Annotated in this window: 23 protein-coding genes and 2 pseudogenes; 14 read left to right on the top strand and 11 right to left on the bottom strand. The window is 46.1% G+C overall.

Annotation, left to right across the window (positions count from 1 at the left end):
- Nucleotides 1-6 precede the first annotated feature (6 nt).
- The 4 genes from yfmE to LNN34_RS12415 form a co-directional block, all read right to left on the bottom strand.
- Entirely contained in the window at nt 7-1,008 is a 1,002-nt protein-coding gene (yfmE, locus tag LNN34_RS12430; RefSeq protein ID WP_229043544.1) for a Fe(3+)-citrate ABC transporter permease YfmE, read from the bottom strand.
- Nucleotides 1,005-2,006 (bottom strand): Fe(3+) dicitrate ABC transporter permease FecD, encoded by a 1,002-nt coding sequence (gene fecD / locus LNN34_RS12425; protein ID WP_044163586.1) that lies wholly within the window; start codon nt 2,004-2,006, stop codon nt 1,005-1,007. Before fecD ends, yfmE begins: the two co-directional genes overlap by 4 nt.
- Nucleotides 2,007-2,077: 71 nt before the next feature.
- Complete coding sequence (locus LNN34_RS12420; protein ID WP_044163588.1) at nt 2,078-3,028, bottom strand: ABC transporter substrate-binding protein; 951 nt, start codon at nt 3,026-3,028, stop codon at nt 2,078-2,080.
- Between the two features lie 116 nt (nt 3,029-3,144).
- Entirely contained in the window at nt 3,145-3,513 is a 369-nt protein-coding gene (locus tag LNN34_RS12415; RefSeq protein WP_202663637.1) for a DUF3212 family protein, read from the bottom strand.
- Between the two features lie 235 nt (nt 3,514-3,748).
- Between LNN34_RS12415 and LNN34_RS12410 the strand changes: the two genes are divergently transcribed.
- From LNN34_RS12410 to LNN34_RS12400, 3 genes are all read left to right on the top strand, one after another.
- Nucleotides 3,749-4,096 (top strand): general stress protein, encoded by a 348-nt coding sequence (locus tag LNN34_RS12410; RefSeq protein WP_024120550.1) that lies wholly within the window; start codon nt 3,749-3,751, stop codon nt 4,094-4,096.
- A 199-nt stretch (nt 4,097-4,295) separates the two neighbouring features.
- On the top strand, nt 4,296-5,558 hold the full coding sequence (locus LNN34_RS12405) for a pectate lyase (RefSeq protein WP_044163590.1): 1,263 nt from the start codon (nt 4,296-4,298) through the stop codon (nt 5,556-5,558).
- 128 nt (nt 5,559-5,686) lie between these two features.
- Nucleotides 5,687-7,123 (top strand): anion permease, encoded by a 1,437-nt coding sequence (locus LNN34_RS12400; protein WP_044163592.1) that lies wholly within the window; start codon nt 5,687-5,689, stop codon nt 7,121-7,123.
- A 328-nt stretch (nt 7,124-7,451) separates the two neighbouring features.
- Here LNN34_RS12400 and LNN34_RS12395 read toward each other — a convergent pair.
- A pseudogene (locus tag LNN34_RS12395) lies at nt 7,452-7,678 on the bottom strand (glycosyltransferase family 2 protein); the annotation flags it as partial.
- Between the two features lie 234 nt (nt 7,679-7,912).
- Here LNN34_RS12395 and LNN34_RS12390 point away from each other — a divergent pair.
- From LNN34_RS12390 to nosA, 6 genes and pseudogenes are all read left to right on the top strand, one after another.
- Nucleotides 7,913-9,545: pseudogene (locus LNN34_RS12390) on the top strand (ATP-binding protein).
- Nucleotides 9,517-10,197, top strand: coding sequence for a response regulator (locus LNN34_RS12385; RefSeq protein ID WP_229043542.1), 681 nt, complete (start codon nt 9,517-9,519; stop codon nt 10,195-10,197). The pseudogene LNN34_RS12390 and the gene LNN34_RS12385 overlap by 29 nt, the downstream one beginning before the upstream one ends.
- Nucleotides 10,198-10,199: 2 nt before the next feature.
- Nucleotides 10,200-11,159 (top strand): tripartite tricarboxylate transporter substrate binding protein, encoded by a 960-nt coding sequence (locus LNN34_RS12380; protein ID WP_059353399.1) that lies wholly within the window; start codon nt 10,200-10,202, stop codon nt 11,157-11,159.
- 198 nt (nt 11,160-11,357) lie between these two features.
- Nucleotides 11,358-12,659: a citrate transporter CitM gene (gene citM, locus LNN34_RS12375; protein WP_202647055.1), complete on the top strand. Its 1,302-nt coding sequence runs from the start codon at nt 11,358-11,360 to the stop codon at nt 12,657-12,659.
- A 55-nt stretch (nt 12,660-12,714) separates the two neighbouring features.
- Nucleotides 12,715-13,509: an MBL fold metallo-hydrolase gene (locus tag LNN34_RS12370; RefSeq protein ID WP_069487610.1), complete on the top strand. Its 795-nt coding sequence runs from the start codon at nt 12,715-12,717 to the stop codon at nt 13,507-13,509.
- Nucleotides 13,510-13,630: 121 nt separating this feature from the next.
- A complete protein-coding gene (gene nosA / locus LNN34_RS12365; RefSeq protein WP_217828178.1) occupies nt 13,631-14,722 on the top strand; it encodes a nitric oxide synthase in 1,092 nt (363 codons plus the stop codon).
- On the opposite strand, the gene LNN34_RS12360 is transcribed toward nosA, so the two are convergent.
- Nucleotides 14,713-14,988, bottom strand: coding sequence for an acylphosphatase (locus LNN34_RS12360; RefSeq protein ID WP_010333374.1), 276 nt, complete (start codon nt 14,986-14,988; stop codon nt 14,713-14,715). The two genes, nosA and LNN34_RS12360, sit on opposite strands and share 10 nt — an antisense overlap.
- Before the next feature lie 67 nt (nt 14,989-15,055).
- Here LNN34_RS12360 and LNN34_RS12355 point away from each other — a divergent pair, with 67 nt between their 5' ends.
- On the top strand, nt 15,056-15,721 hold the full coding sequence (locus tag LNN34_RS12355) for an MOSC domain-containing protein (RefSeq protein ID WP_229043541.1): 666 nt from the start codon (nt 15,056-15,058) through the stop codon (nt 15,719-15,721).
- A gap of 37 nt (nt 15,722-15,758) precedes the next feature.
- On the opposite strand, the gene LNN34_RS12350 is transcribed toward LNN34_RS12355, so the two are convergent.
- From LNN34_RS12350 to map, 4 genes are all read right to left on the bottom strand, one after another.
- Entirely contained in the window at nt 15,759-15,896 is a 138-nt protein-coding gene (locus tag LNN34_RS12350; RefSeq protein ID WP_010333376.1) for a YflJ family protein, read from the bottom strand.
- Nucleotides 15,897-16,054: 158 nt separating this feature from the next.
- Entirely contained in the window at nt 16,055-16,210 is a 156-nt protein-coding gene (locus LNN34_RS12345) for a hypothetical protein (RefSeq protein WP_010333377.1), read from the bottom strand.
- A 105-nt stretch (nt 16,211-16,315) separates the two neighbouring features.
- Nucleotides 16,316-16,630: a DUF3243 domain-containing protein gene (locus tag LNN34_RS12340; RefSeq protein WP_044163609.1), complete on the bottom strand. Its 315-nt coding sequence runs from the start codon at nt 16,628-16,630 to the stop codon at nt 16,316-16,318.
- A gap of 73 nt (nt 16,631-16,703) precedes the next feature.
- Entirely contained in the window at nt 16,704-17,453 is a 750-nt protein-coding gene (map, locus tag LNN34_RS12335; protein WP_069487607.1) for a type I methionyl aminopeptidase, read from the bottom strand.
- A 169-nt stretch (nt 17,454-17,622) separates the two neighbouring features.
- On the opposite strand from map, the gene nagE reads away from it, so the two are divergent.
- The gene (nagE, locus tag LNN34_RS12330) at nt 17,623-18,981 is read left to right on the top strand and encodes an N-acetylglucosamine-specific PTS transporter subunit IIBC (RefSeq protein WP_024120573.1); all 1,359 of its coding nucleotides are present in this window, start codon (nt 17,623-17,625) and stop codon (nt 18,979-18,981) included.
- 34 nt (nt 18,982-19,015) lie between these two features.
- Here nagE and ltaS read toward each other — a convergent pair whose 3' ends face one another.
- Nucleotides 19,016-20,962: a lipoteichoic acid synthase gene (gene ltaS / locus LNN34_RS12325; protein WP_059336020.1), complete on the bottom strand. Its 1,947-nt coding sequence runs from the start codon at nt 20,960-20,962 to the stop codon at nt 19,016-19,018.
- A gap of 255 nt (nt 20,963-21,217) precedes the next feature.
- Here ltaS and LNN34_RS12320 point away from each other — a divergent pair, with 255 nt between their 5' ends.
- The 3 genes from LNN34_RS12320 to treP all read left to right on the top strand — a co-directional run bounded on the left by LNN34_RS12320 (nt 21,218) and on the right by treP (nt 25,377).
- Nucleotides 21,218-21,610, top strand: a complete 393-nt coding sequence (locus LNN34_RS12320) for a DUF1992 domain-containing protein (RefSeq protein ID WP_059291655.1) — start codon at nt 21,218-21,220, stop codon at nt 21,608-21,610.
- A 135-nt stretch (nt 21,611-21,745) separates the two neighbouring features.
- Nucleotides 21,746-23,161 (top strand): alanine/glycine:cation symporter family protein, encoded by a 1,416-nt coding sequence (locus LNN34_RS12315; RefSeq protein ID WP_069487605.1) that lies wholly within the window; start codon nt 21,746-21,748, stop codon nt 23,159-23,161.
- A gap of 803 nt (nt 23,162-23,964) precedes the next feature.
- Nucleotides 23,965-25,377, top strand: coding sequence for a PTS system trehalose-specific EIIBC component (treP, locus tag LNN34_RS12310; protein ID WP_229043540.1), 1,413 nt, complete (start codon nt 23,965-23,967; stop codon nt 25,375-25,377).
- The last annotated feature ends 5 nt before the right edge of the window (nt 25,378-25,382 follow it).

Below are 25,382 nucleotides of genomic sequence, written 5' to 3'. Positions count from 1 at the left end.
CTCTCCCTACTGTTTCCTCGCTTCGAATTTCAATAAATATAAAAAATAAGGCGCGCCGATCACAGCTGTCAATATTCCGGCGGGTATCTCAACCGGAGGCATGATGCCGCGTCCTAATGTATCTGCGATTAGTAATATAATAGCACCGAGTAATGCCGATGCAGGCAGTAAATATTTAGCTTTTTCTCCGGCAAGCCTTCTGGCGATATGCGGCGCAAGCAGCCCGATAAAACCGATTGATCCGACGACAGCTACACAGCTCCCCGCCAGTGCAACTGCGGTGAAAATCAGGATGAATCTCAGCCTGTTTGCATTTTCGCCGAGACCCTGCGCTAACTCATCTCCGAGTGACATCAGATCAAGCTTCGGAATGAGGATGCAGACAATCGGCAACAGAACCAAAAGCCATGGCGCAAGGAGCTTGACTTCTTCCCAGTTTCTCCCCCAGAGGCTGCCTGTCAGCCAAATGAGCGCTGCATTGACGTCCCCCGGAAATTTGACCATCATATATTGCATGCCGGCGTGGCAGACCGCGCCTAAGGCAATGCCTGATAAAGCCAATGAAGAGGGCTGAATGCTTTTTTTGCGGGCTATCATTAATAATACTACAGCAATAATGGCTGCTCCGGCAAATGCGGAGAACGGCAGCACGTAGACCGGAGACTCAGGAAAAATGAGAATAACGGCCATGGCGGCCAGTCCGGACCCTTTTGAAATTCCGACAACGTCCGGAGACGCAAGGGGATTTCGGATGACACCCTGCAAAATGGCTCCGGCAGCGGCAAGCCCGGCGCCTGCCAGAATCGCCAGTATAATGCGGGGGAGCCGGTACTGCTGAATAATAAACTCGAAGGAATGATCCGCTCCTAACAGGTTCGTAACCACCGCATCAGGTGAAATATACAATGCCCCGAAGCCGATGCTGATCACGGACAGCACTAGCAGGATGACAGCCAATATGAGGATGGCCAGCAAGGGGCGTTTTTGTTTTCTGGTTGATTTCTTCATTTCAGATTTCGCCCTTTCCTTGCTAAATATAAGAAAAATGGTGTTCCGATAATGGCGGTGACAATGCCGACCGGAGATTCATAAGGGAATGCAATCCATCTGGCCAGGACATCTGCGTACACCAATAAGATGGCGCCGAACAGCGCCGAAAACGGCAGCACATACTTGTAATTTTCTCCGATCAGCTTGCGGACGATATGCGGGACGAGCAGCCCGACAAAGCCGATTGGGCCGGCAACCGCCACAGAAGCGCCGGAAAGAATTAAAATGATAAAGCTGATCAGAATCCGCATGCCGTTCATGTTTTGCCCGAGTCCTTTTGCGGTTTCATCACCGAGACCGAGAACAGAAACGGGGCCTGAAAACACAAGGGCAAGTCCAATGCCGATGACAGAAAACGGGGCAATGGTCATAACGTCCTGCCAATTGCTTCCGTCAATCGCACCCGTCATCCAATACAGCACATCCTCTCCCGACTCATTTAAAATAATAATCGCCTGTGTCATGGAGGACAGGAACAAATGCACCGCCATTCCTGACAGCGCCAGTTTGACAGGTGTCATTCCGCCGGAAGAGGCAATCATATACACAATTGCGCCGCCTGCCGCCGCACCTGCAAAAGCGAACACAACCGAAGAGTAAGACGATGCCGGCAGAATGACGAGAGAAGCAACGACAAACAGCGATGCACCCGCATTCACACCGAAAATTTGAGGTGAAGCCAGAGGGTTTCTTGTCATGGCCTGCATCAGCGCTCCTGCTACAGCCAGGCTGGCGCCGACGAAAACGCCGATTAATGTGCGGGGGAGGCGAAGAGTAGAGATGATAAGCTGTTCTTTTGATCCGTCCCATACAAAAAGATATGTCAAAGCATCAATGATGCCGATGTCTGAGGCGCCTACTGAGAGATTCACCCCAAGCCCGAAAATAAGGATGATCAGTGCAATGATAAAAACCATCAATCTTGATGATGAGCGCCGTTTGGCTGAGTAATACAACAGTCTCACTTCCTTGCTGCGTCTGTTTGCAAAAACGAAGAAGCAAGGATTCTCCTCGCTTCTCTTTTGTCCTACTTATTATACACTTTTTTGAGCACGTCTTTGGCGCTTGTTTCACTGGACTTGATTCCTCTGAATCTTGTCCAAATGTCACGGTCTGCATCGTAGATTTGTCCGTTTTTCACCGCTTTTAGGTTTTTCCAGAGCGGATTCTTTTTCCACTCATCTACGATTGTTTTACCCTCGTTGGCTGAAATAAACAAAATATCTGGATCGATTTTGCTTAACTGCTCGAGGCTGACCTCTTGATACGCGTTATCTGACTTCACGGCGTGCGTAAAGCCGAGCATGCTGAAGATTTCTCCGTCATAAGAAGATGACGTATGAAGCTGGAAGGAATCGGCTCTTGCCACGCCGAGAACGATGCTGCGGTCTTCATCTTTTGGAAGCTCCGCTTTCAGATCGTCAATGACCTTTGTATGGTCGGCGAGTTTTTCTTTTCCTTCTTTTTCTTTATTTAATGCTTTAGAAATGGTATTGAAGCTGTCGATTGTTTCATCATAAGTCGCTTCCCGGCTTTTCAATTCAATGGTCGGTGCGATTCGCTTCAGCTGTTTGTAAATGTTTTTATGGCGTTCAGCGTCAGCGATGATTAAATCAGGCTTCAAGGAGCTGATGACCTCAAGATTCGGTTCGCTTCGCGTGCCTACGGATGTATAATCAATCGGGCTGCCGACCAGCTTTTGAATCATGTCTTTTTTGTTGTCATCGGCGATGCCTACCGGCGTGATGCCGAGATTGTAAACAGCATCCAGGAATGAAAGCTCAAGCACAACAACTTTTTTAGGTGTGCCGGTCACTGTTGTTTTCCCGTCTTCGTGCTGAATGACTCTTGAATCCTTAGATTTGCTTCCGGCTTTGCTGCCGCTGTTATCCTGACTTGATGAACAGCCGGATATAATGAAACAAGCGATTAATAAAACACTGATGATGGCAATAAACTTGTTAGGATAGGTGCGCATTGTTTTCTTCCTTTTTTCTGAATTTAATAATGAGAATCATTATCACAAATAAACACTATAATATCATGGCTTCCTATGTCAATATTTTTTAAATAAAGAAACAGAAGCCCGCTGCTTTATATTTTTTTGATGTATGGGTCATATGGCACAAATAAATCGTACACAGCATCGCCGTGTCTGTGGGATAAAAACGAACTGGCGTTGGCTTTAGAGGCTTCAAGCATATCTCTGCTGACATGGGGAAGAAGAACGCTGAGATAGCCGGACAATTTTTTTTCGATTTCTTCAGAGAGCGCAAATTCAATGTCTCCGATATTCATCACAATAGAGAAAACAAAGTCAATATCGATGTGAAATGTTTCTTCGGCAAAGATGGCAAGCTGGTGAATGCCGGCTGAATAGCCGACACGCTGATGGAAGACCTGTTTTACTAAATCACTCACAACCCACGCATTGTATTGCTGTTCTGGTGAAAAGTATTGCATTGGACATACCTCCTGCTTGTACGGATAAAAATGGCGATTCATGTTCGGACGCTCCGTGCAGCGGTTTTGATTTTGACTATTCTGAAAATACTCTCGTTCTATCACTTTACCATGGTTAGAAATGAAATATCTACTACCATTCTTCCTGTTTTTGTGCCCAATGCTCTGGATGCTGTTTCATAGAAAAAGGATCGGGTATGAATATAACATAGACATGATGAAGGAGGAATTGGATATGAAACCAGTTGTAAGAGAGTATACAAACGACGAACAGCTCATGAAGGATGTAGAAGAATTACAGCAAATGGGTGTCGCAAAAGAGGATGTATACGTCTTAGCTCACGACGATGACAGAACGGAACGACTGGCAGACAACACGAATGCCAACACGATCGGAGCCAAAGAAACAGGTTTCAAACATGCGGTAGGAAACATATTTAATAAAAAAGGTGACGAGCTGCGCAATAAAATCCACGAAATCGGTTTTTCAGAAGACGAAGCGGCTCAGTTTGAAAAACGGCTCGATGAAGGGAAAGTGCTTCTCTTTGTGACAGACAACGAAAAAGTAAAATCTTGGGCATGATGCAGAAATGTAACCCCAAAAGGCGATTATCGTCCTTTTGGGGTTTTTTATATTTGCGGTCTTTGCGGTGTTTTTTTGCAGGATGCCGCAATAAAAAGCGGTACATTTTCGGTTATGGATACCCATGAATTTGCTATTATGTTTTTTGTGAGAATATGGAACAAATTCTCACAAAATAGAAAATGGGGGTTCAGACTGCATGAAAAAAGTGATGTTAGCCACGGCTTTGTTATTAGGCTTGACTCCGGTTGGGGCGAACGCAGCGGATTTGGGCCATCAGACGTTAGGGTCAAATGATGGCTGGGGAGCGTACTCGACAGGCACGACAGGCGGATCAAAAGCCTCGTCATCCCACGTGTATACAGTCAGCAACAGAAGCCAGCTCGTTTCGGCTTTGGGCAAGGACACCAACACTACGCCAAAAATCATTTATATCAAGGGAACGATTGACATGAATGTCGATGACAATCTGAAACCGCTTGGTCTGAATGATTATAAAGATCCAGAGTACGATCTGAACAAATATTTGAAAGCCTATGACCCAAGCACATGGGGCAAAAAAGAACCATCCGGAACACAGGAAGAGGCCAGAGCACGCTCACAGAAAAACCAAAAGGCACGCGTGATGGTGGATATCCCTGCAAATACGACGATCGTCGGATCAGGGTCAAATGCCAAAGTTCTGGGCGGAAACTTCCAGATCAAGAGCGATAACGTCATTATCCGCAATATCGAATTCCAAGACGCATATGACTATTTCCCGCAATGGGACCCGACTGACGGAAGTTCAGGAAACTGGAACTCACAATATGACAACATCACAATAAACGGCGGTACACATGTATGGATCGATCACTGTACATTTAATGACGGTTCGCGTCCAGACAGCACCTCTCCAAAGTATTTTGGAAGAGAATATCAGCACCATGACGGCCAAACTGATGCCTCTAACGGCGCTAATTACATTACAATGTCTTATAACTTCTATCACGATCATGATAAAAGCTCCATTTTCGGATCAAGTGACAGCAAAACTTCCGATGACGGCAAATTAAAAATCACACTGCATCATAACCGCTACAAAAATATCGTTCAGCGCGCACCGAGAGTCCGTTTTGGACAGGTACACGTTTACAACAACTATTATGAAGGCAATAAAAACTCATCAGAGTATGCCTTTAGCTATGCGTGGGGAATCGGAAAATCATCTAAAATTTATGCGCAAAACAATGCCATTGACGTTCCGGGATTGACTGCTGCTAAAACGATCAGCGTATTCAGCGGGGGAACGGCTTTATACGATTCCGGCACATTGCTGAACGGTACGCAGATCAACGCATCGGCTGCAAACGGGCTGAGCTCTTCTGTCGGATGGACGCCATCTTTGCACGGATCAATTGATGCTTCCGCGAATGTGAAGTCAAATGTTACATCTCAAGCGGGCGCGGGTAAACTAAATTAAGAAATGAAAAAAACACAAAGGGCTGCTCACCTTTGTGTTTTTTAATTAATTAAAATGTTTATTAACTTAGTTAAGGAGTAGAATGAAAAAGGGGATCGGAAAACAAGTATATAGGAGGAGACCTATTTATGGCTTCAGAAAAAGACGCAGGAAAACAGTCAGCAGTAAAGCTTGTTCCATTGCTTATTACTGTCGCTGTGGGACTAATCATCTGGTTTATTCCCGCTCCGTCCGGACTTGAACCTAAAGCATGGCATTTGTTTGCGATTTTCGTCGCGACAATTATCGGCTTTATCTCCAAGCCCTTGCCAATGGGTGCAATTGCAATTTTTGCATTGGCGGTTACTGCATTAACTGGAACATTATCAATTGAGGATACATTAAGCGGATTCGGGAATAAGACCATCTGGCTTATCGTCATCGCATTCTTTATTTCCCGGGGATTTATCAAAACCGGGCTAGGTGCGAGAATTTCGTATGTATTCGTTCAGAAATTCGGGAAGAAAACCCTTGGACTTTCTTATTCACTGCTGTTCAGTGATTTAATATTATCACCTGCTATTCCAAGTAATACGGCGCGTGCAGGAGGCATTATATTTCCTATTATCAGATCATTATCCGAAACATTCGGATCAAGCCCGGCAGATGGAACAGAAAGAAAAATCGGTGCTTTCTTATTAAAAACCGGTTTTCAGGGAAACTTGATTACATCTGCTATGTTCCTGACGGCGATGGCGGCGAACCCGCTGATTGCCAAGCTGGCCCATGATGTCGCAGGGGTGGACTTAACATGGACAAGCTGGGCAATTGCCGCGATTGTGCCGGGACTTGTAAGCTTAATCATCACGCCGCTTGTGATTTACAAGCTGTATCCGCCGGAAATCAAAGAAACACCGGACGCAGCGAAAATCGCAACCGAAAAACTGAAAGAAATGGGACCATTTAAAAAATCAGAGCTTTCCATGGTTATTGTGTTTCTTTTAGTGCTTGCTCTTTGGATTTTTGGCGGCAGCTTCAACATCGACGCAACCACAACCGCACTGATCGGATTGTCAGTTCTTTTATTATCACAGGTTCTGACTTGGGATGATATCAAGAAAGAACAGGGCGCTTGGGATACGCTCACTTGGTTTGCGGCGCTTGTTATGCTGGCCAACTTCCTGAATGAATTAGGCATGGTTTCTTGGTTCAGTAATGCCATGAAATCATCCGTATCAGGGTTCTCTTGGATTGTGGCATTCATCATTTTAATTGTTGTGTATTATTACTCTCACTATTTCTTTGCAAGTGCGACAGCCCACATCAGTGCGATGTATTCAGCATTTTTGGCTGTTGTCGTGGCAGCGGGCGCACCGCCGCTTTTAGCAGCGCTGAGCCTCGCGTTCATCAGTAACCTGTTCGGGTCAACGACTCACTACGGTTCTGGAGCGGCTCCGGTCTTCTTCGGGGCAGGCTACATTTCGCAAGGCAAATGGTGGTCTATCGGGTTTATCCTGTCGATCGTTCATATTGTCACATGGCTTGTGATCGGCGGATTATGGTGGAAATTATTAGGGATATGGTAGAAAGAAAAAAGGCAGACGCGGTCTGCCTTTTTTATATTCGATCACATTACATCAAGTGATGCAACAGGGGCAATAGAAGCAAATTCACATCTGTTTTACAATGAGGCAGCGGGTCCAGTTTCAGTTGTTGTTAACGGTTTTGAAACGTCGGTCGGCACTTTAAGTATGCAAACATTAGCTGGACAATGAATAAAATGAGACTCGGTCATTTTTGGAGAAGTGCCGGCAACATTTAACTCGAACTTTACTAGACAAATCATAGAGGATGATCAGTCACTTAATTAATTTGTTCTAATATTCGCGTAAATGACACCAAGAAACCTTATCCTTCAAGGCCCTGATTGCAGGCTTTCGCAAACCCTTCTTTGTTTCATTAAAAATCGTTTTGATTGAAGGAATCTGTTTGAGATAGTCCTGTGTCCCGTCATGAGAGCCGTTATCTACAACAATCACTTCTATACAGTCATCATCGGTATGCGTCCATATGCTCTCCAAGCATTGTTTTGTTAACGCCAATTGATTATAAGTCAGCACAATAAGACTCGTTTTCACCATAACCTCCCGCCCTTCACCATATCACTCAGATACTATATCTATATGTATATCGAAATGTTCAGACGGAATGATTCCTTCATGAAAGAAGGATTGTTCAGCAAAACTGGACAATGTGAAAAGGAAACATCTTGATCTGAATAATAGATCCTGATCACCAAAGAAATGGATTTTGAAAAATAAGAAAATTCCCGGGCGAAAAATGGTATGATCTAGGTAGAAAGGACGGCTGGTGCTGTGGTGAAAAAGCGATTCCATTTTTCTCTGCAAACAAAAATAATGGGGTTGATTGCGGCGCTGCTGATCTTTGTGATTGGCGTGCTGACGGTCACGTTTGCCGTTCAGCAAACAAAAGAAGGGCGAAAACAGGCAGAGCAGCTGGCGGTGCAGACGGCGAGAACGATTTCCTATATGCCGCCGGCAAAGGAGCTTATCGTGTCGAAAGGCGGGCAAGCTGCCGAGGCGCAGGAGGTCATTGAACAAATGAAAGAACAGACCGGCGCTTATGCGATTTATGTGCTTGATGAAAAAGGAATGGTCCGAACCGCCTCGGAAAATAGCGGAAATAAGCATTTGACGAGAAGCAGAGAAATCCTATTTGGAGGCTCTCACGTCTCAGAGACGAAAGCGGATGGACAAAGGGTGATCCGTGGGAGCGCACCGATTATCGAGGAACAAAAGGGGCGCAGCCACGTGATCGGCAGCGTGTCCGTTGATTTTCTGCAAACCAAGGCAGAGCAAGGCATCAAGAAACATCTGCGAGACTTAAGCTTCATGGCTGTACTCGTGCTGCTGCTTGGATTTGCCGGTGCCGCCGCGCTTGCCAAAAGCATCAGAAAGGATACGCTTGGCCTTGAACCGCACGAAATTGCCTCTCTCTATCGGGAGCGGAATGCGATGCTGCGGGCGATTAAGGAAGGAATTATCGCCACCAATCGTGATGGCATTGTAACGATGATGAACGTATCGGCGGCTGAGATGCTTAAGCTACCCGAGCCTGTAATGAACGTGCCTGTTGATGACGTGATGCCGGGAGCAGAACTGATGTCTGTGCTTGAGCAGGAAGAAATGCCGCCGAATCAGGAGGTATGCGTCAACGATCAAGTCTTTATTATCAATACAAAAGTCATGACACAAGGCGGACAGGCGTATGGAATTGTTATCAGCTTCAGAGAAAAAACAGAACTGAAAAAGCTGATTGACACGCTGACAGAGGTGCGAAAATACTCAGAGGACCTGCGCGCCCAGACTCATGAATTTTCTAATAAGCTATACGCGATTTTAGGGCTGCTTGAGCTTGGCGAATATGAGGAAGCGATTGAATTGATTAAAGAGGAATACGCCATCCAAAATGAACAGCATGATATTTTATTCCAAAATATTCATTCGCAGCAGGTGCAGGCGATTTTGTTAGGAAAGATGAGCAAAGCATCGGAAAAAAAGGTGAAGCTGTCGATCGATGACAACAGCACACTTGGGCCTCTTCCTCCTCATGTCGGCTTGTCCCATCTCATTACGATTATCGGCAATTTGATTGATAACGCTTTCGAAGCTGTAGCGGATCAAAGCGTACAGGAGGTTTCATGTTTTATTACAGATATCGGACGGGATATTGTTATCGAAGTATCCGATACGGGAATGGGAGTGCCGCCTGATAAAATGGAGGCGGTGTTTGAAAGAGGCTACTCTTCAAAGGGGATGAAGAGAGGCTACGGACTCGCCAACGTAAAAGAGTCAGTGCGTGAGCTGGGAGGCTGGATCGAGCTGACAAATCAAAAAAGCGGGGGAGCGGTATTTACTGTTTTTATACCGAAGGAGAAACAGACAAAGGGGGAATCCATTTGATTCACATCGTGATTGCGGAGGATGATTTTCGGGTTGCGCAAATCCATGAGAGATTGATTCAGCAGCTTGATGGATTCAGCATTATCGGCAAAGCGGGCAATGCCAAAGAGACAATGTTGCTTTTGGAGACACACAAAACTGATTTGCTGCTATTGGATATTTATATGCCGGACGAGCTCGGAACAGCATTGATTCCAGAGATACGGAGACGGTTTCCGGAAGTGGATATTATGATCATCACAGCCGCAACGGAAACCCGCCACTTACAGGAAGCGCTGCGGGCGGGCATCGCAAACTATTTGATAAAGCCCGTAACGGCTGACAAGTTCAAACAGGTGCTGCTCCAGTATAAAGAAAAAAGGCAGGTGCTGCTGTCTCAGCCGGAGGTCAGCCAATCCATGATTGACCATATTTTTGGGGGCAGCTCTAAGGGAGCTGTCACTGCGGAGGATTTGCCGACAGGCATCAATCCGATCACGCTGAAAAAAATCAAAGAGGCGCTGCGTACTGCGGACGGAGGAATGACAGCTGAAGAACTTGGCGAAGCAATGGGCGCGTCACGAACAACAGCCCGCCGCTATGCCGAATATCTTGTGTCTAAGGAAGAAGCGCGAGCCGAGCTGGAGTACGGGATTATCGGCAGACCGGAGAGAAAATATTATTTGGCGGCTGAATAGCGATGAAAAAATGTGTGATCCTATTCATTTGTCTATTGGTCTTCATGCAAGGTGACATCCGGAAGGCGGCCGCTCCACGTCTGCCGGACGGGCCGGTTGAAATCGTTGTGCCTGCCGAGCCTTCCGGGGGCTGGGATGTAACGGCGCAGGCGATTCAATCCGTGCTCAGGCAAAAACAGCTGATGAAAGGCGGGATTCATATTGTGTATAAGCCTGGGAGCGGAGGCGATAAAGGCTGGAAATATGTCAACCAAAGCGGCAGGAAGACTATCAGTATGATGTCCAGTTTAATCCTGAGCAATTACCTGCTCGGACAAAGTAAATTAAAAACTGATGATTTTACGCCGCTGGCGATTCTCGCTAAGGAATGGCAGACTGTCGCTCTTCCGAAAGGGTCGGCGCTGAAAAGCGGAAAGGATGTGCTGAAAGAGATCAAGAAGCATCCTGGCAAAGTCAAAATCGGTTTTTCCCCGGGGCTTGGCAATGACGATCAGCTCTCGTTCGTAAGAGCCGCTGATATGTACGGGATTGACCCTTTCGACATTGAGTTTTTACAGTTTGACAGCAGTGAAGAATTGATCCAGGCGCTGATCAGGCATGAGATAGAAGCAGCTTCCATGACTGTTTCAGAAGCCAAGCCGTACGAGCGAAACGGCGAGATTACATTAGCCGCCGTCACGTCAGATAAAAGGCTGCCAGGTTTTCCAAAAGTGCCGACGTGGAAAGAGCAGGGCATTCCGTTTGTCTTCTCTCATTGGAGAGGGGTGCTGGGGCCGAAAAACATGTCTGAGGAAGAGATTTCTTACTGGGACCAAGCATTAAAAAAGGTTACATCCTCGCCCGAATGGAAGCAGAAAATAAACGAGCAGGACTGGGAGAGCTTTTATTTAAACAGCAAGGAAACGAAACGGTTTCTTGAAGAACAATCAGCGTTTTATCAAACCATCATGACAGGCAATTAAGCAAAAAGTATTCTGCCGTAGGCGGAATGCTTTTTTTGTGTTTAGAAATGACCAAAAAGAACAAAACGGTTTTAAAAAATTAAAAATATAAAAAAACCAAATTATTTACTTGAGACCGTTTTTCTCATACGATGACAAAAAGGCAAAAGGGGAATAGGGGATAAAATGTAAGCGGATTCATTTAAAGGGGGAATGAATGTGTTAGCAATCTTAGGATTTCTTATGATGCTTGTGTTTATGGTACTGATCATGACAAAACGGCTTTCTGTCCTGACAGCATTGGTTTTGACGCCGATTGTGTTTGCGCTGATAGCCGGTTTCGGGTTCACTGAAGTTGGCGATATGATGATCTCGGGGATTCAGCAGGTGGCGCCGACGGCTGTTATGATTATGTTTGCGATTTTATATTTTGGGATCATGATTGACACTGGGCTTTTTGATCCGATGGTTGCCAAAATATTAAATATGGTCAAAGGCGATCCGTTAAAAATCGTTGTCGGGACAGCGGTTCTTACGATGCTTGTTGCATTGGATGGAGACGGTTCAACAACCTATATGATTACAACAAGCGCAATGCTTCCGCTCTATTTGCTGCTCGGCATCCGGCCGATTATATTGGCGGGAATCGCCGGTGTTGGCATGGGGATTATGAATACGATTCCGTGGGGAGGCGCGACGCCGCGGGCGGCGAGCGCGCTAGGGGTTGATCCGGCTGAGCTGACCGGGCCGATGATCCCTGTGATCGCGAGCGGAATGCTTTGTATGGTCGCAGTTGCGTATGTGCTGGGTAAAGCGGAGCGCAAACGACTCGGCGTGATTGAGCTGAAACAGCCGGCCGATGTCAACGAACCGGCCGCTGCGGTTGAAGATGAGTGGAAACGCCCGAAGCTTTGGTGGTTCAATTTGTTGTTGACGCTTTCATTAATAGGCTTTTTAGTATCAGGCAAAATCAGTTTAACGGTGCTGTTTGTCATCGCATTCTGTATTGCACTCATTGTGAATTATCCGAACCTTGATCATCAGAGACAGCGTATTTCAGCACATTCAAGCAACGTGCTGGCCATTGGCTCCATGATCTTTGCAGCAGGCGTTTTTACGGGAATTTTAACAGGCACCAAAATGGTTGACGAAATGGCGATTTCGCTTGTGTCGATGATTCCTGAACAAATGGGCGGGTTTATCCCGGCGATTGTAGCCTTAACTAGCGGCATTTTCACATTTCTCATGCCGAATGACGCGTATTTTTACGGAGTGCTGCCGATTTTATCAGAAACGGCTGTCGCATACGGTGTTGATAAAGTCGAAATTGCCAGAGCCTCAATTATCGGACAGCCGATTCATATGCTGAGTCCGCTTGTGCCATCTACACATTTGCTTGTCGGGCTTGTCGGGGTCTCCATTGACGATCATCAAAAATTCGCTTTGAAATGGGCGGTTCTCGCCGTGATTGTCATGACGGTTACCGCTTTATTGATCGGTGCCATTTCGATTTCTGCATGATAATTCAGGCGGAATGACATACACTAACGGCATACAACGTACCGGAGGTGTCTTCATGAGTGATCCTTATATGCCGCTGACTTCAGTCAGAAGCGGGACTGGGTTCGAGGCCGCAAAGGGTGTACATGGTCTGACCGTGCAAATTGCGAATGTCTATTTTATTCAGTATCCTTCTGAACCACGTTCATTTATTTTAATAGATGCCGGCATGCCTCAATCAGCCGGCATGATTTTAAACGAAGCAAAACAAAGATTCGGTGATGACTATCACTTGAAGGCCATTATTCTGACACACGGGCACTTTGATCATATCGGGGCCATTGAAGAGATCCTTGAGCATTGGGATGTTCCTGTTTATGTTCATTCGCGGGAAATGCCTTTTGTGACCGGAAAAGAGGATTATCCGCCGGCGCGCCCAGACAGCAAAAGCGGGCTGGTTGCCAAGCTGTCGCCGCTGTTTCCGCGCCATTCGATCGATATTTCCTCTCATGTTCAAGCACTGCCTGAAGACGGCACTGTTCCGTTTTTGGACGAGTGGATCTGGATCGCAACACCGGGCCACACACCGGGCCATATTTCATTATTCCGCGAGGACGGCCGTGTGCTTGTCGCTGGCGATGCGGTGATTACAGTTGAACAGGAAAAAATGGCTGACGTCTTCATTCAAAAACAGGAGCTTCACGGCCCGCCGGCTTATTTCACACCTGACACTGAGATGGCCGCCGAGTCCATTCAAAGACTTGCCGAACGAGAACCGGAAGCGCTGCTGACCGGGCACGGCATCCCAATGACAGGCAGAAACTTTCGCAGTGATTTAATGGAATTGGCCCATCATTTATCATCCCTTTGACACTCGCAAATGCGGGTGTTTTTTTATTTGTTTTTCCAAGAAGATGCAGAAAAACCATTTGTCTTCCCGCTCAAAAACGATACAATGAGAAGCATGAATGCGATTTGGAGGAGAGAGTTTGTTGGAAGATAAAGAAATACTCTGGAACGAAGCGAAAGCGTTTATTGCCAATTGCTATCAGGAACTCGGAAAGGAGGATGAAGCGCAAGACCGCCTCGATGACATTAAAAGTGAGATTGACCGGACTGGAAGCTATGTACATACAAAGGAAGAGCTGGCGCACGGGGCGAAAATGGCTTGGAGAAACAGCAACCGCTGCATCGGCAGACTGTTCTGGAACTCGCTGAATGTCATTGACAGACGTGACGTCCGGACTAAAGAAGAAGTACGGGACGCTCTGTTTCATCACATTGAAACCGCCACAAATAACGGGAAAATCAGGCCGACCATTACGATTTTCCCTCCGGAAGAGAAGGGCGAAAAGCAAGTCGAGATCTGGAATCATCAGCTGATCCGGTACGCGGGATATGAATCCAACGGAGAAAGAATCGGCGATCCTGCTTCCCGTTCTCTCACCGCAGCCTGTGAGCAGCTCGGCTGGCGCGGAGAGCGGACCGATTTTGATCTTCTTCCCCTTATTTTTCGCATGAAGGGTGACAAGCTGCCGGTCTGGTATGAGCTGCCCCGCTCACTGGTGATAGAAGTTCCGCTGACCCACCCGGAATTCGAAGCGTTTTCTGACTTGAAGCTGCAATGGTACGGCGTGCCGATTATTGCGGATATGAGGCTTGAGATCGGGGGCGTTCATTATAATGCCGCACCGTTTAACGGCTGGTATATGGGGACGGAGATCGGAGCAAGAAACCTGGCAGATGTGAAGCGGTATGACATGCTGAAAAAAGTGGCGTCCGTGATCGGCATCGCTGCTGATTACAATACAGATTTATGGAAGGATCAGGCGCTTGTTGAATTGAATAAAGCTGTTTTGCACTCGTATAAAAAGCACGGCGTCAGCATCGTCGATCATCACACGGCTGCAAGCCAGTTTAAACGGTTTGAAGAACAGGAGGAAGAAGCGGGCAGAAAGCTGACGGGTGACTGGACGTGGCTGATACCGCCGATTTCACCCGCCTCCACACATATTTTTCACCGGTCTTATGACAATTCAATCGTCAAGCCGAATTACTTTTATCAGGATAAGCCTTACGAATAGACAATTGAAAACCGGTGATGGCCTTCAAGGCTGCTGGATTCAGTGACAGAGATGCCGGTAACCTTTGAAAAGGGGCTGCCTTTCTTCACGGCCTCAAGAAATGATTGCAAGGCGTTTTCCGGCCCTTCGGCCAAAATCTCGACACGCCCGTCATCACGGTTTTTGACCCAGCCGGTGAGTTTATGCTTATCGGCTTCCGCTTGAACAAAGTAGCGGAAACCGACACCTTGAACCCGGCCGTCTGCAACGATTCGATATTGAAGCATGTAAAAAACCACCTTTTCTTTTTATGATAATCAATCATTTTATATCCTGTAAAGGAGATGTGTTTATATGACATCAGCGCATTATTCCATTCTTTCTCTTAATCTGGGAAAGCCGCAGACGCTTGAATACGATGGAAAGAAAATAGAGACCGGCATTATGAAGCGGCCGGCAGATTCCGCAGTGATGCTGTATCGGGAGAATTTTGAGGGAGACGGACAAGCGGATCTCGTCAATCATGGCGGCCCTGATAAGGCTGTCTGTGTCTATCCGGCGGAGCACTATCCGTTTTGGGCCGAGTTTCTCTCAAGACCGCTCCCGAGCGCCGCGTTTGGTGAAAATCTCACGGTGCAAGGCCTGACTGAGGAGGACGTTTGCATAGGCGATGTCTTTCAGCTCGATGACGCCGTGGTTCAGGTCAGCCAGCCGCGTCAGCCGTGTATAAAGCTTGCCAAAAAGTTCGGTGCAAAGGATATGGTGCTGAAAGTTCAGCAAACCGGATATACGGGATTTTATTTTCGCGTGCTGGAAGAGGGCAGGGTTGCTCCGGGCGCCAAGCTCGACCTGCTGTCCAGAGGCAAAAAAGGCATATCCGTCCAATTCGCAAACCATATCAAATACCATGACACAAAAAATCTCGCCGCCATTGAACGGATTTTAAGTGAAGATGCATTGTCGGAAAGCTGGAGATCTTCCTTTATCAAAAAACGGGACAGGCTGCTTCCGATTCAATAAAAAAGCCGCGCATCTAAACGTGCGCGGCTTTACCATGTCAGGATTGTTTTTTCTTTGTTTCAAGCAGGTTGGCAAGAAAATAGGTTTTATAGCTTTGAAGCTTTCTTCCTTCATATTTCGTGATACCCTGCTTTTTTAATTCTGCCACATACCAGCCTTTACTGCCGTAATGCATGTCAGAAAACTCCTTTCCCTATCTGATTGACCAAACGATTGGCATTGTAACATCTATCAAAAGATGCTGAAAAGAGATGCGGGAAAAACTGAGTCTTTCGCACTAGTGATGCGAACTTTCTTCTTGTATGTATATGCGGAGTAAACGCTGAATATGATTTAATGCCCGGTGAGTTTCAGCACGACAATGCCAAGTGTCATGATGCTGAACACAATACCGATATATGTAAGCATCCCGTTTTTTTTCTTCACGCCGAAAACGGTCATGATGATGCCTTCAATGAAAAAGACGATTCCAAAAATAATAAACCACATGCGGACAATGGCTCCTTTCACAGACATTAATCCTAGTGTAGCATATCTGGATGGGCCGGGCTTGTGACAATATAAAGAAGCCGGGCATACGCCCGGCTTAGGTATTTATTGTTTCTCAACCAATTTGACTAACAGCTGTGCCAAATGTTTTTTCTCATCATCATCCGCAACGCTCCAAAGTTCCTGAAGCAGCATTTCTTCGCCGTTTTGCGGCTCTTCATGTTTCGCGAGATAGTCTCCCAGGATCGCAGCGCTTTTGACAAGCTTGCCGTCATCTAATCCTATTTTTTTGCCCCGGTTAACTTGTTTTTTCAGGTAGTCTTTAAATTCTTCAAAGTCTTTTAACATTTCTTCTTTTATTGTTCCGTGCATTGCATTCATTTCATTTTCAATTTGGATTTTTTCTTGATCTCTGTTCATTACAGTGCCTCCTCCTGCAGAATAGTGATGCTTTACCTGTAATAGGAGGAGGTTAAACATACGAAATGTGTTTTTACAGCTGTGTCAGGATAATCGGCTCGTCTTTGGTAATGACGATGGTGTGCTCAACTTGGGCGACCATGCTTTTATCCGGCGTCTTAAAGGTCCAGCCGTCTCCAGCTTCGACGATGGTTTCCGCTTTTGTTGAAATGAATGGTTCAAGTGCGATCACTGTGCCGTTTTTGAAGAGCGCGTTATCAAATGGATCATAATAGTTCATGATGTGGTTCGGCGCTTCGTGAAGGCTTCTGCCGATTCCGTGGCCAGTCAGGGTTTTAATGACGGTAAATCCTTTAGAACGTGCTTCATGATAAACGGCTCTCCCGATCTGATTTTGGCGCTTGCCGGCTTTTGCCTGCTGCAGCCCTTTTTGGAAGGCATCCTCTGCGCATTGGCATAGCTTGTGAAGTCGTTCTTCTCCTTCACCGAGCACAAACGAGATGCCTGTATCGGAGTAGAAACCGCCGAATTCAGCAGAGATATCAATGTTCACAAGATCTCCGGCTTTTAAAATAGTGGATGTGCTTGGAATACCATGCGCCACTTCATCATTTACGCTGATGCATGTAACACCAGGAAAGTCGTATTCTTTTTGCGGAGCCGAAACAGCGCCATGCTCGTCAAGCACCGCTTTTCCGATAAGGTCAAGGTCTTTTGTACTCATGCCGGGCTCTGCTTTCCGTTTCATTTCTTCACGCGCCAGCGCTACAATTCTGCCGATTTTTTTCAGGCCGTCTAATTCTTGATCGTTTGTTACAATCATCTGTCATTCCCGCTTTCTTTTTAAATAATCTAGTTTAAGCTTACCACAATTGGCTCTAGAATAGGAAACACACGAACCTGGGAAAAAAGAAATATGCCGGGAAAATTGGTATAGATCACTAGATATCTTGTATGGTATATTTTTAAAAAAGGGTAAGAGGGGGATGGGTATGCTTTCATTTTTACAAAAGCTTGGAAAGTCATTTATGCTCCCGATTGCGGTTTTGCCTGCAGTCGGGATTATCCTTGCACTTGGCAGGGAGGATTTATTCGATATCCCGTTTGTTTATCAAGCGGGAACTGCTGTTTTTGATCACCTGCCGCTTATATTTGCGATTGGGATTGCCATCGGCATTTCAAAGGACAGCAATGGGGCCGCAGGTTTATCAGGGGCGATTTCGTATCTGATGCTCGACGCGGCAACAAAATCGATTAATGAAGCAAACAACATGGCGGTATTTGGGGGAATTATTGCCGGTTTAATTGCGGGTTACACCTATAACCGCTTCAAGGATACAAAACTGCCGGAATATCTCGGGTTCTTCAGCGGCAGACGGCTTGTGCCGATTGTCACCGCTATTTTCACAATCATTTTAGCAGGAATATTCGGGTCGATATGGCCGCCGATTCAATCGGGAATTAACGCGTTTGGGGAGTGGATGCTTGGGCTTGGCGGAATCGGCGCGGGCATATTCGGCTTATTCAACAGGTTGTTAATTCCGCTCGGTCTTCACCACGTGCTGAATAATATTTTTTGGTTCCAATTCGGCGAATATAATGGAGTGACAGGAGATTTGGCGCGCTTTTTCGCTAAAGACCCGACAGCGGGCACATACATGACGGGGTTCTTCCCGATTATGATGTTTGGTCTTCCGGCGGCATGTCTGGCAATGATTGTGACTGCCAAGCCGTCAAAACGAAAAGCAACGGCCGGAATGATGATCGGGTTTGCGTTGACTGCGTTTATCACAGGGATAACCGAGCCAATTGAGTTTGCATTTATGTTTTTATCTCCGCTGTTATACGCTGTGCATGCAGTCTTAACCGGACTGTCGCTATTCATCGTTAATTTGCTCGGCATACGCTCTGGATTTTCTTTTTCAGCCGGTGCGATCGATTATCTTTTGAGCTACGGAATTGCAGAAAAGCCGCTGCTGTTGCTTCTGGTAGGTATATGCTATGCGGCTGTATACTTTGTCGTGTTTTACGTCTTAATTAAGACGTTGAATTTGAAAACGCCGGGACGTGAGGATGATGATTTGGATGAAGTGCTGGACGAGAACACAGCACAGTCTGTCAATGAAAACATCATGCTGAAGGGGCTTGGCGGAAAAGAAAACCTGCAGACGATTGATCACTGTGCGACAAGGCTGAGACTGACAGTGAAAGATACGTCTTTAGTAAATGAAGCGTTATTAAAGAAAGCAGGCGCAAAAGGAGTCGTCAAATCGGGCGGGCAATCAGTACAAGTCATTATTGGCCCGAATGTAGAGTTTGCGGCAGAGGAATTACGTGCTGCAGTGAAATAAAAAAAGCAGAGAGGCTGGCCTCTCTGCTTTTTTCTTATTTATCTTCGTCTTCTGTTGACGTCTCTGAATCCTCGCCGTGTTTTGTGTAATCATAATCGGAAGGGTTCACCTTTGTAAAACCTTTCGGGCTGTAGAAACGCAGCAGGTCTCCGTTTATGATTTTATCGGACATTTCGAGTTCCTTCTTGACGAGTGAGTCTTCTGACTTGTCGATCTCAGATTCATCAAGCTGTTTACCGGTTTTTGTGTCATAGTACTTGCCGGATATTTTCGTGTACTTCGGTGATATAAAGTCTCCGTTACGGAACGGAATCACTTCACGGTGTTCTTTAGATAAAATATCAGAACCGGACATCAGGTAGTCTTTCGTATCCACCCCGAGCAAATGCAGAAGGGTTGGAGCCACATCGACGTCTCCGGCATATTTATGAATTTTTTCGCCCTTCACGCCGGCAGCGTGGATAAAGAGCGGCACCCGCTGAAGCTGGGCGTTGTCATAATCGGTAATTTCGTCTTTGCCAAGCACTTTGGCCATCGCGTTATTGTGGTTTTCAGAGATGCCGTAGTGGTCTCCGTACATCACGATAACCGATTTATCATATAACCCGTCTTTTTTCAGGTCATTGAAAAATTGTTCAATGGACTGATCAAGGTAATGGGCTGACTGGAAGTAGTTGTTGACGACAGAGTCGCCAAAGTCTCCAGCCGGGAAGTCAGTATCCCCCTCATCCATTCCGAATGGGAAGTGGTTAGACAGGGTAATGAACTTCGTATAGAACGGCTGCGGCAAGCTTTCTAACAGCGGCATTGATTCTTTAAAGAACGGTTTATCTTTCATGCCGTAGTTTTTCGTGTTTTCTTCGTTCATGTCATAGTAAGCAGAGTCGAAGAATTTATCGATGCCTTCCGCTTTGTACATTTCGTTTCGGTTCCAGAACGTCTGCGTATTCCCGTGGAACGTCGCAGATGTGTAATCTTTAGACTTCAAAATCGCCGGAACGGATTGAAGCGTGTTTTGCGCTTTGTTCACGAAAACGGAACCCTGAGCCAGCGGGTACAGAGAGTTTTCCATCATAAATTCTGCATCCGATGTTTTACCTTGTCCTGTTTGGTGGAAAAAGTTATCAAAGTAGAACGTTTCGTTATCGTGCGCCAGTTTATTTAAGAACGGTGTCACTTCTTTGCCATCAATTTTATAGTCGATGATAAAGGACTGTAAAGATTCAAGTGAAACGTAAATGACGTTTTTTCCTTCCGCTTTGCCGAAATATACATTGTTCGGCACATCGTAATTGGCTTTCATGTAGTTCTCAACTTCCGTTACGTCGCTTGAATCGGCAAGTGCGCGCTGGCTGTTGGATTTGACATTCTGCACAGCGTCATAAATCGTGAAATTGTATGTTCCTAAATATTTGACAAGATAGTTTCGGTCAAATGATCTCGTCAGCAATTCAGGACGGTCTGACTCCGCAACTGCCAGGTTGATTAAGAAAACGAGAATCGAAGACGCAAGAACGATTCGGAATGATTTTTTGTTAGACGTATCGGCAGGCTTGTTCACTTTAATCGCTAAGATAATCAGAATGATCGTATCGATAAAGTAAAAGGCGTCAGTCGGTCTCATCAGCGAAAATGCGCTGTCACCGAGTTGGCCGCCGTTTGTTTTAGCCTGCATAATGACCGGAATCGTAATAAAATCATTGAAGAATCGGTAATACACAATGTTTGCGTACAGTAAAAAAGACATTAAAAAATGAATCACTATGATGGCTGTCTGCTGTAATTTTTTCTTGAACAAAAGTCCAAATCCAAGAAAGAATAAGCTTGAGCTGAGCGGATTCACAAAAAGCAATATTTTCTGGATCGTGTTGTCTATTCCTAAATTGAAGTTCAGGACATAACCGACATACGTCTTTACCCATAACAGGACGACCGCAATTAAGAAGAAGGCCAGTCCTCTTTCTTTTATAAATGTTTTCATTGTTACACTCCTTTTTTCCGATCACAGTTCGAGCGAAACGATAGAAAAAACGAACGTATCCAATATAACACGAATCAGCGGATTAGAAAAGTGAAAATCGTCCGATGGAAAAAGTGGCGAAAAACGCCGTCGAATCAACGTTTTCTTAGGAATTTGCCAGATGTAAAAGCAGGTTTATTACTGTAAATAAAGGAATAATATGGTTTGTGACAGCTGTATGATAAAATATATTCATTAATGAAAAGAGGTGGGACGATGGATTATTCTCATATTGTGTCTGAAGATAAGATTAAACGCGCCATCAAAGACGGAGAATTTGACAACCTGCCGGGAATGGGAAAACCGCTGCCAAAGGATGATGCGGCCCACTTGCCGGAATCCCTGCGGATGGGATACCGAATGTTAAAAAATGCAGGGATGGCTGAGGATGAGGGTGCACTGAAAAAAGAGCTTATGACCCTCAACCATTTAATCTCCAAGTGCTATGACGAAAAGGAACGTGAGCAATTAGTAAGAAAAAAATCAGAGAAGCAGCTGATGCTCGATAAGCTTGCCGACAAAAAAGGCATGTTTTCCAAACCAGCGTCATCGTTTTATAAGAATCAAGTATATGAGCGGCTGGGGCGAAACAGACCTTCTTCCACTTAGTTTTCCTTGTCAGGCGATGTTTTTTAGCCGTACAGCTTCCTTTATTCCTCAATTTGACTTAGTTCTGTCTGCCCTAAAAGGTTTATGTTTTTCCATCTGTGGGGAATTGACCCATAAACGGGAAAGGGTGATGGGATGGAACAACTATTAGAATGGGTAGAGCGTATATCTGATTGGCTGTGGGGGCCGCCGCTAATTATCTTACTGACGGGGACGGGATTGTACTTCACCATTTTGCTGAAGTTTTTTCAATTTCGCTATCCATTATACATTTTAAAGCAGACGATCGGCAGCGTAGGAAAAAAGCCGAAGGGAGAGGGGACAGTTACGCCTCTTCAGGCATTGACATCAGCCCTCAGTTCGACGATTGGGGCGGCGAACATTGTCGGAGTGCCTGCGGCTATCATGTTTGGCGGTCCCGGGGCTGTTTTTTGGATGTGGCTGGTTGCCTTATTTGCTATGGCAATTAAGTTTTCAGAAAGTGTGCTTGCGGTTCATTACAGAGAAAAAAATGAGCAGGGTGAATTTGTCGGGGGACCGATGTATTACATAACAAAAGGGCTGCGCATGAAATGGCTCGGCGTGTTTTTTTCTGTTGCACTGATCGTAGAGCTGATTCCAAGCATAATGGTTCAGGGGAATTCAGTTTCAGTCTCTCTTGCCGAAACGTTTTCTTTCAATAAAATATACGCCGGAATCGGCATCGCGTTTTTGATTGCTTTAGTTGTAATTGGCGGGGTTAAGCGGATCGGAAAAGTAACAGAGTTTGTTGTGCCTCTCATGGCAGGGGCATACGCGGGAGCCGGTCTCCTGATCGTTCTTATGAATCTTTCATCTGTTCCGGCGTTTTTCTCTCTGATATTTTCGAATGCGTTTACTTCTTCTTCGGCAGCAGGAGGATTTGCAGGCGCTGCCTTGGCTGAAACCATCCGCTGGGGGTTTGCCCGCGGCCTGTATTCTAATGAAGCCGGGATGGGAACCGCCCCGATTGCACATGCGGCGGCAATGACTGACCACCCCGTAAGACAAGGGTTCTGGTCTGTGATCGGCATTGTCATTGATACCTTGATTATCTGCACCACCACGGCATTTGTCGTCCTTGCATCCGGAGTCTGGACAGGGAAGAACGCCTCAAGTGACCCAGCAGCACTGACTACGGCTGCATTTCAGCATTATTTCGGAACTGGCGGAGGATACTTCGTTTCGATTTCTCTCGTCTTTTTTGTTGTCTCGACCATTATGGTTGTCATCTTTTACGGCGTAAAACAAGCTGAATTTCTATTCGGACGGCTGTCGGGGCATGTTATTAAATTCGTTTATTTAGCGGCTATTATCATAGGTGCCGCCGGCGGAGCAAAAGCCATCTGGGGCTTTCTGGACTTAGCGTTAGTTTTCATTCTCGTTCCGAATGTGATTGCGCTGTTATTATTGAGCAAGAAGGTAAAAGCGCTGTATACCGAATTTTTCACATCTGAACAGTATTACCTGAAAGATAGAAGAAAAACGAAACAGAGTGCTGTTTGCCAGACAAAAGAAGCTGAAAACTCTTAGTGTTTTTGGAACTTAACCTCGTCTTACTCTTGATAATCAATTAGGTGAACAAAGGCAGCAAGATCGCATCACCACGTTAATGAGCGGTTTGATTCTGTTAAGTCTATCTGTTTTGATTCTTTTTTCATCTTGTCAATGCCCTGCGTACCTGCCATTCCGTCCGATATAGGCTAAGACGATGTCGGTCTTGGTTCTCGGGCCGATTTTAAAAGCGATCGTTTAAGCTGAAGTGATTGACGCGAAAGCGCACAAAAGCACTATTGACTCTGAGGCTTTCTGTAAAGCCTTCTGATGGACTCGGTGATCGGTTCTTCAATGACTCTCCTTTGGCCGCCTTTTATTTTTACAATCAGGCATTTTGCCGTTTACAAAATAATAGATCTAAACTCGTCTCAGCCAATACGCTGGAAATAGACAGCATATCGGCTGAGATTCCTCGTTTTCCTTATTTCATCCCTCAGATGCCGCAAAAAAAAGACGGGGGACGTGATACTGAATAGATTCAGATTTTACGATTCCTTCGATATATACAATAGATCCGCATACACATTTCCGAAGTCCAACTTTGTAAACACAAATCTGAGCAGCCTTCTGTTAAAAAGGTCAGAGTTTTCCTTCGAGCTCACGCAGGAGCTGCAGGGCTTTCTCGTGTTTATTCTTTAGAGCAGCCCTGCCTGTTTAAGATATTCTATGACTTTACGAATAGTATGAAAGCGCTATAAAAAGTTGTTGACTACATGTATATACAGGAATACAATATAAACATAAGTTGTATATACAAGTTATCAAACGGAGGGGTTGGCATGGGGGAACTGAACAGATCAGCACGGCAAATTGTTGAAGCAGTCGGCGGTGCTGAAAATATTGCAGCGGCAACTCATTGTGTAACACGTTTACGCTTCGCGTTAATAGATGAAAGCAAGGTTGACCAAGAGGTGCTGGATCAAATCGATGTTGTAAAGGGGTCGTTTTCGACAAACGGGCAGTTTCAGGTTGTGATCGGCCAGGGAACAGTCAACAAAGTATATGCGGAACTGGTCAAGGAAACGGGGATTGGCGAGTCAACAAAGGATGATGTGAAGAAGGCCTCAGAAAAAAATATGAATCCTTTGCAGCGTGCTGTGAAAACGCTTGCAGATATCTTTATTCCAATTTTGCCGGCGATTGTCACGGCGGGTCTCTTAATGGGGATCAACAATATCTTAACGGCGCAGGAGATTTTCTTCAGTACAAAATCGATTGTGCAAGTGTACCCGCAGTGGGCGGATCTCGCCAATATGATCAATTTAATCGCAGGCACGGCCTTTACGTTCCTGCCAGCGCTGATCGGCTGGTCGGCGGTGAAACGGTTTGGCGGCAATCCGCTCCTCGGCATTGTGCTCGGCGTTATGCTCGTGCATCCTGAATTACTGAATGCGTGGGGGTATGGCGCTGCGGAACAAAGCGGAGAGATCCCTGTATGGAATCTTTTCGGCCTTGAGGTGCAGAAGGTCGGCTATCAGGGGCAGGTGCTCCCGATTTTGCTCGCTTCGTATTTGCTCGCCAAGATTGAATTGTTTTTGACGAAACGGACACCCGAGGGGATACAGCTTTTAGTCGTCGCGCCGATTACGCTGCTCGTGACAGGTTTTGCATCCTTTATCATTATCGGACCGGTCACATTTGCGATCGGGAATGTGTTAACTTCGGGGCTTATCTCGGTGTTCGGCTCATTTGCCGCGCTGGGCGGGCTGCTGTACGGCGGCTTATACTCGGCACTGGTGATTACCGGAATGCATCATACGTTTTTGGCAGTTGATCTGCAGCTGATCGGTTCTAAGCTCGGAGGCACTTTTTTATGGCCGATGCTGGCGCTGTCAAATATCGCTCAAGGGTCAGCGGCGCTGGCGATGATGTTTATCGTAAAGGATGAGAAACAAAAAGGCCTTTCCTTAACATCAGGCATTTCCGCTTATCTGGGCATTACAGAGCCTGCCATATTCGGGGTGAACCTTCGCTACAGATTTCCGTTTATCATTGCGATGATCAGCTCAGGGCTTGCCGGGATGTATGTCTCATCTCAAGGCGTTTTGGCAAGCTCCGTCGGTGTTGGCGGCGTGCCCGGCATTTTCTCGATTATGAGCCAGTACTGGGGCGCATTCGCAATCGGGATGGCGATTGTCTTGATTGTTCCGTTTGCCGGAACATACGCTTATGCGCGACTGAAACGTAAATAACAAAG

The organism is Bacillus sp. AF23 (genome assembly GCF_020861455.1).
Lineage (GTDB): Bacteria > Bacillota > Bacilli > Bacillales > Bacillaceae > Bacillus > Bacillus halotolerans.
Note: the sequence above shows the minus strand (reverse complement) of the source record. Positions and strands in the feature narration are given on the sequence as shown.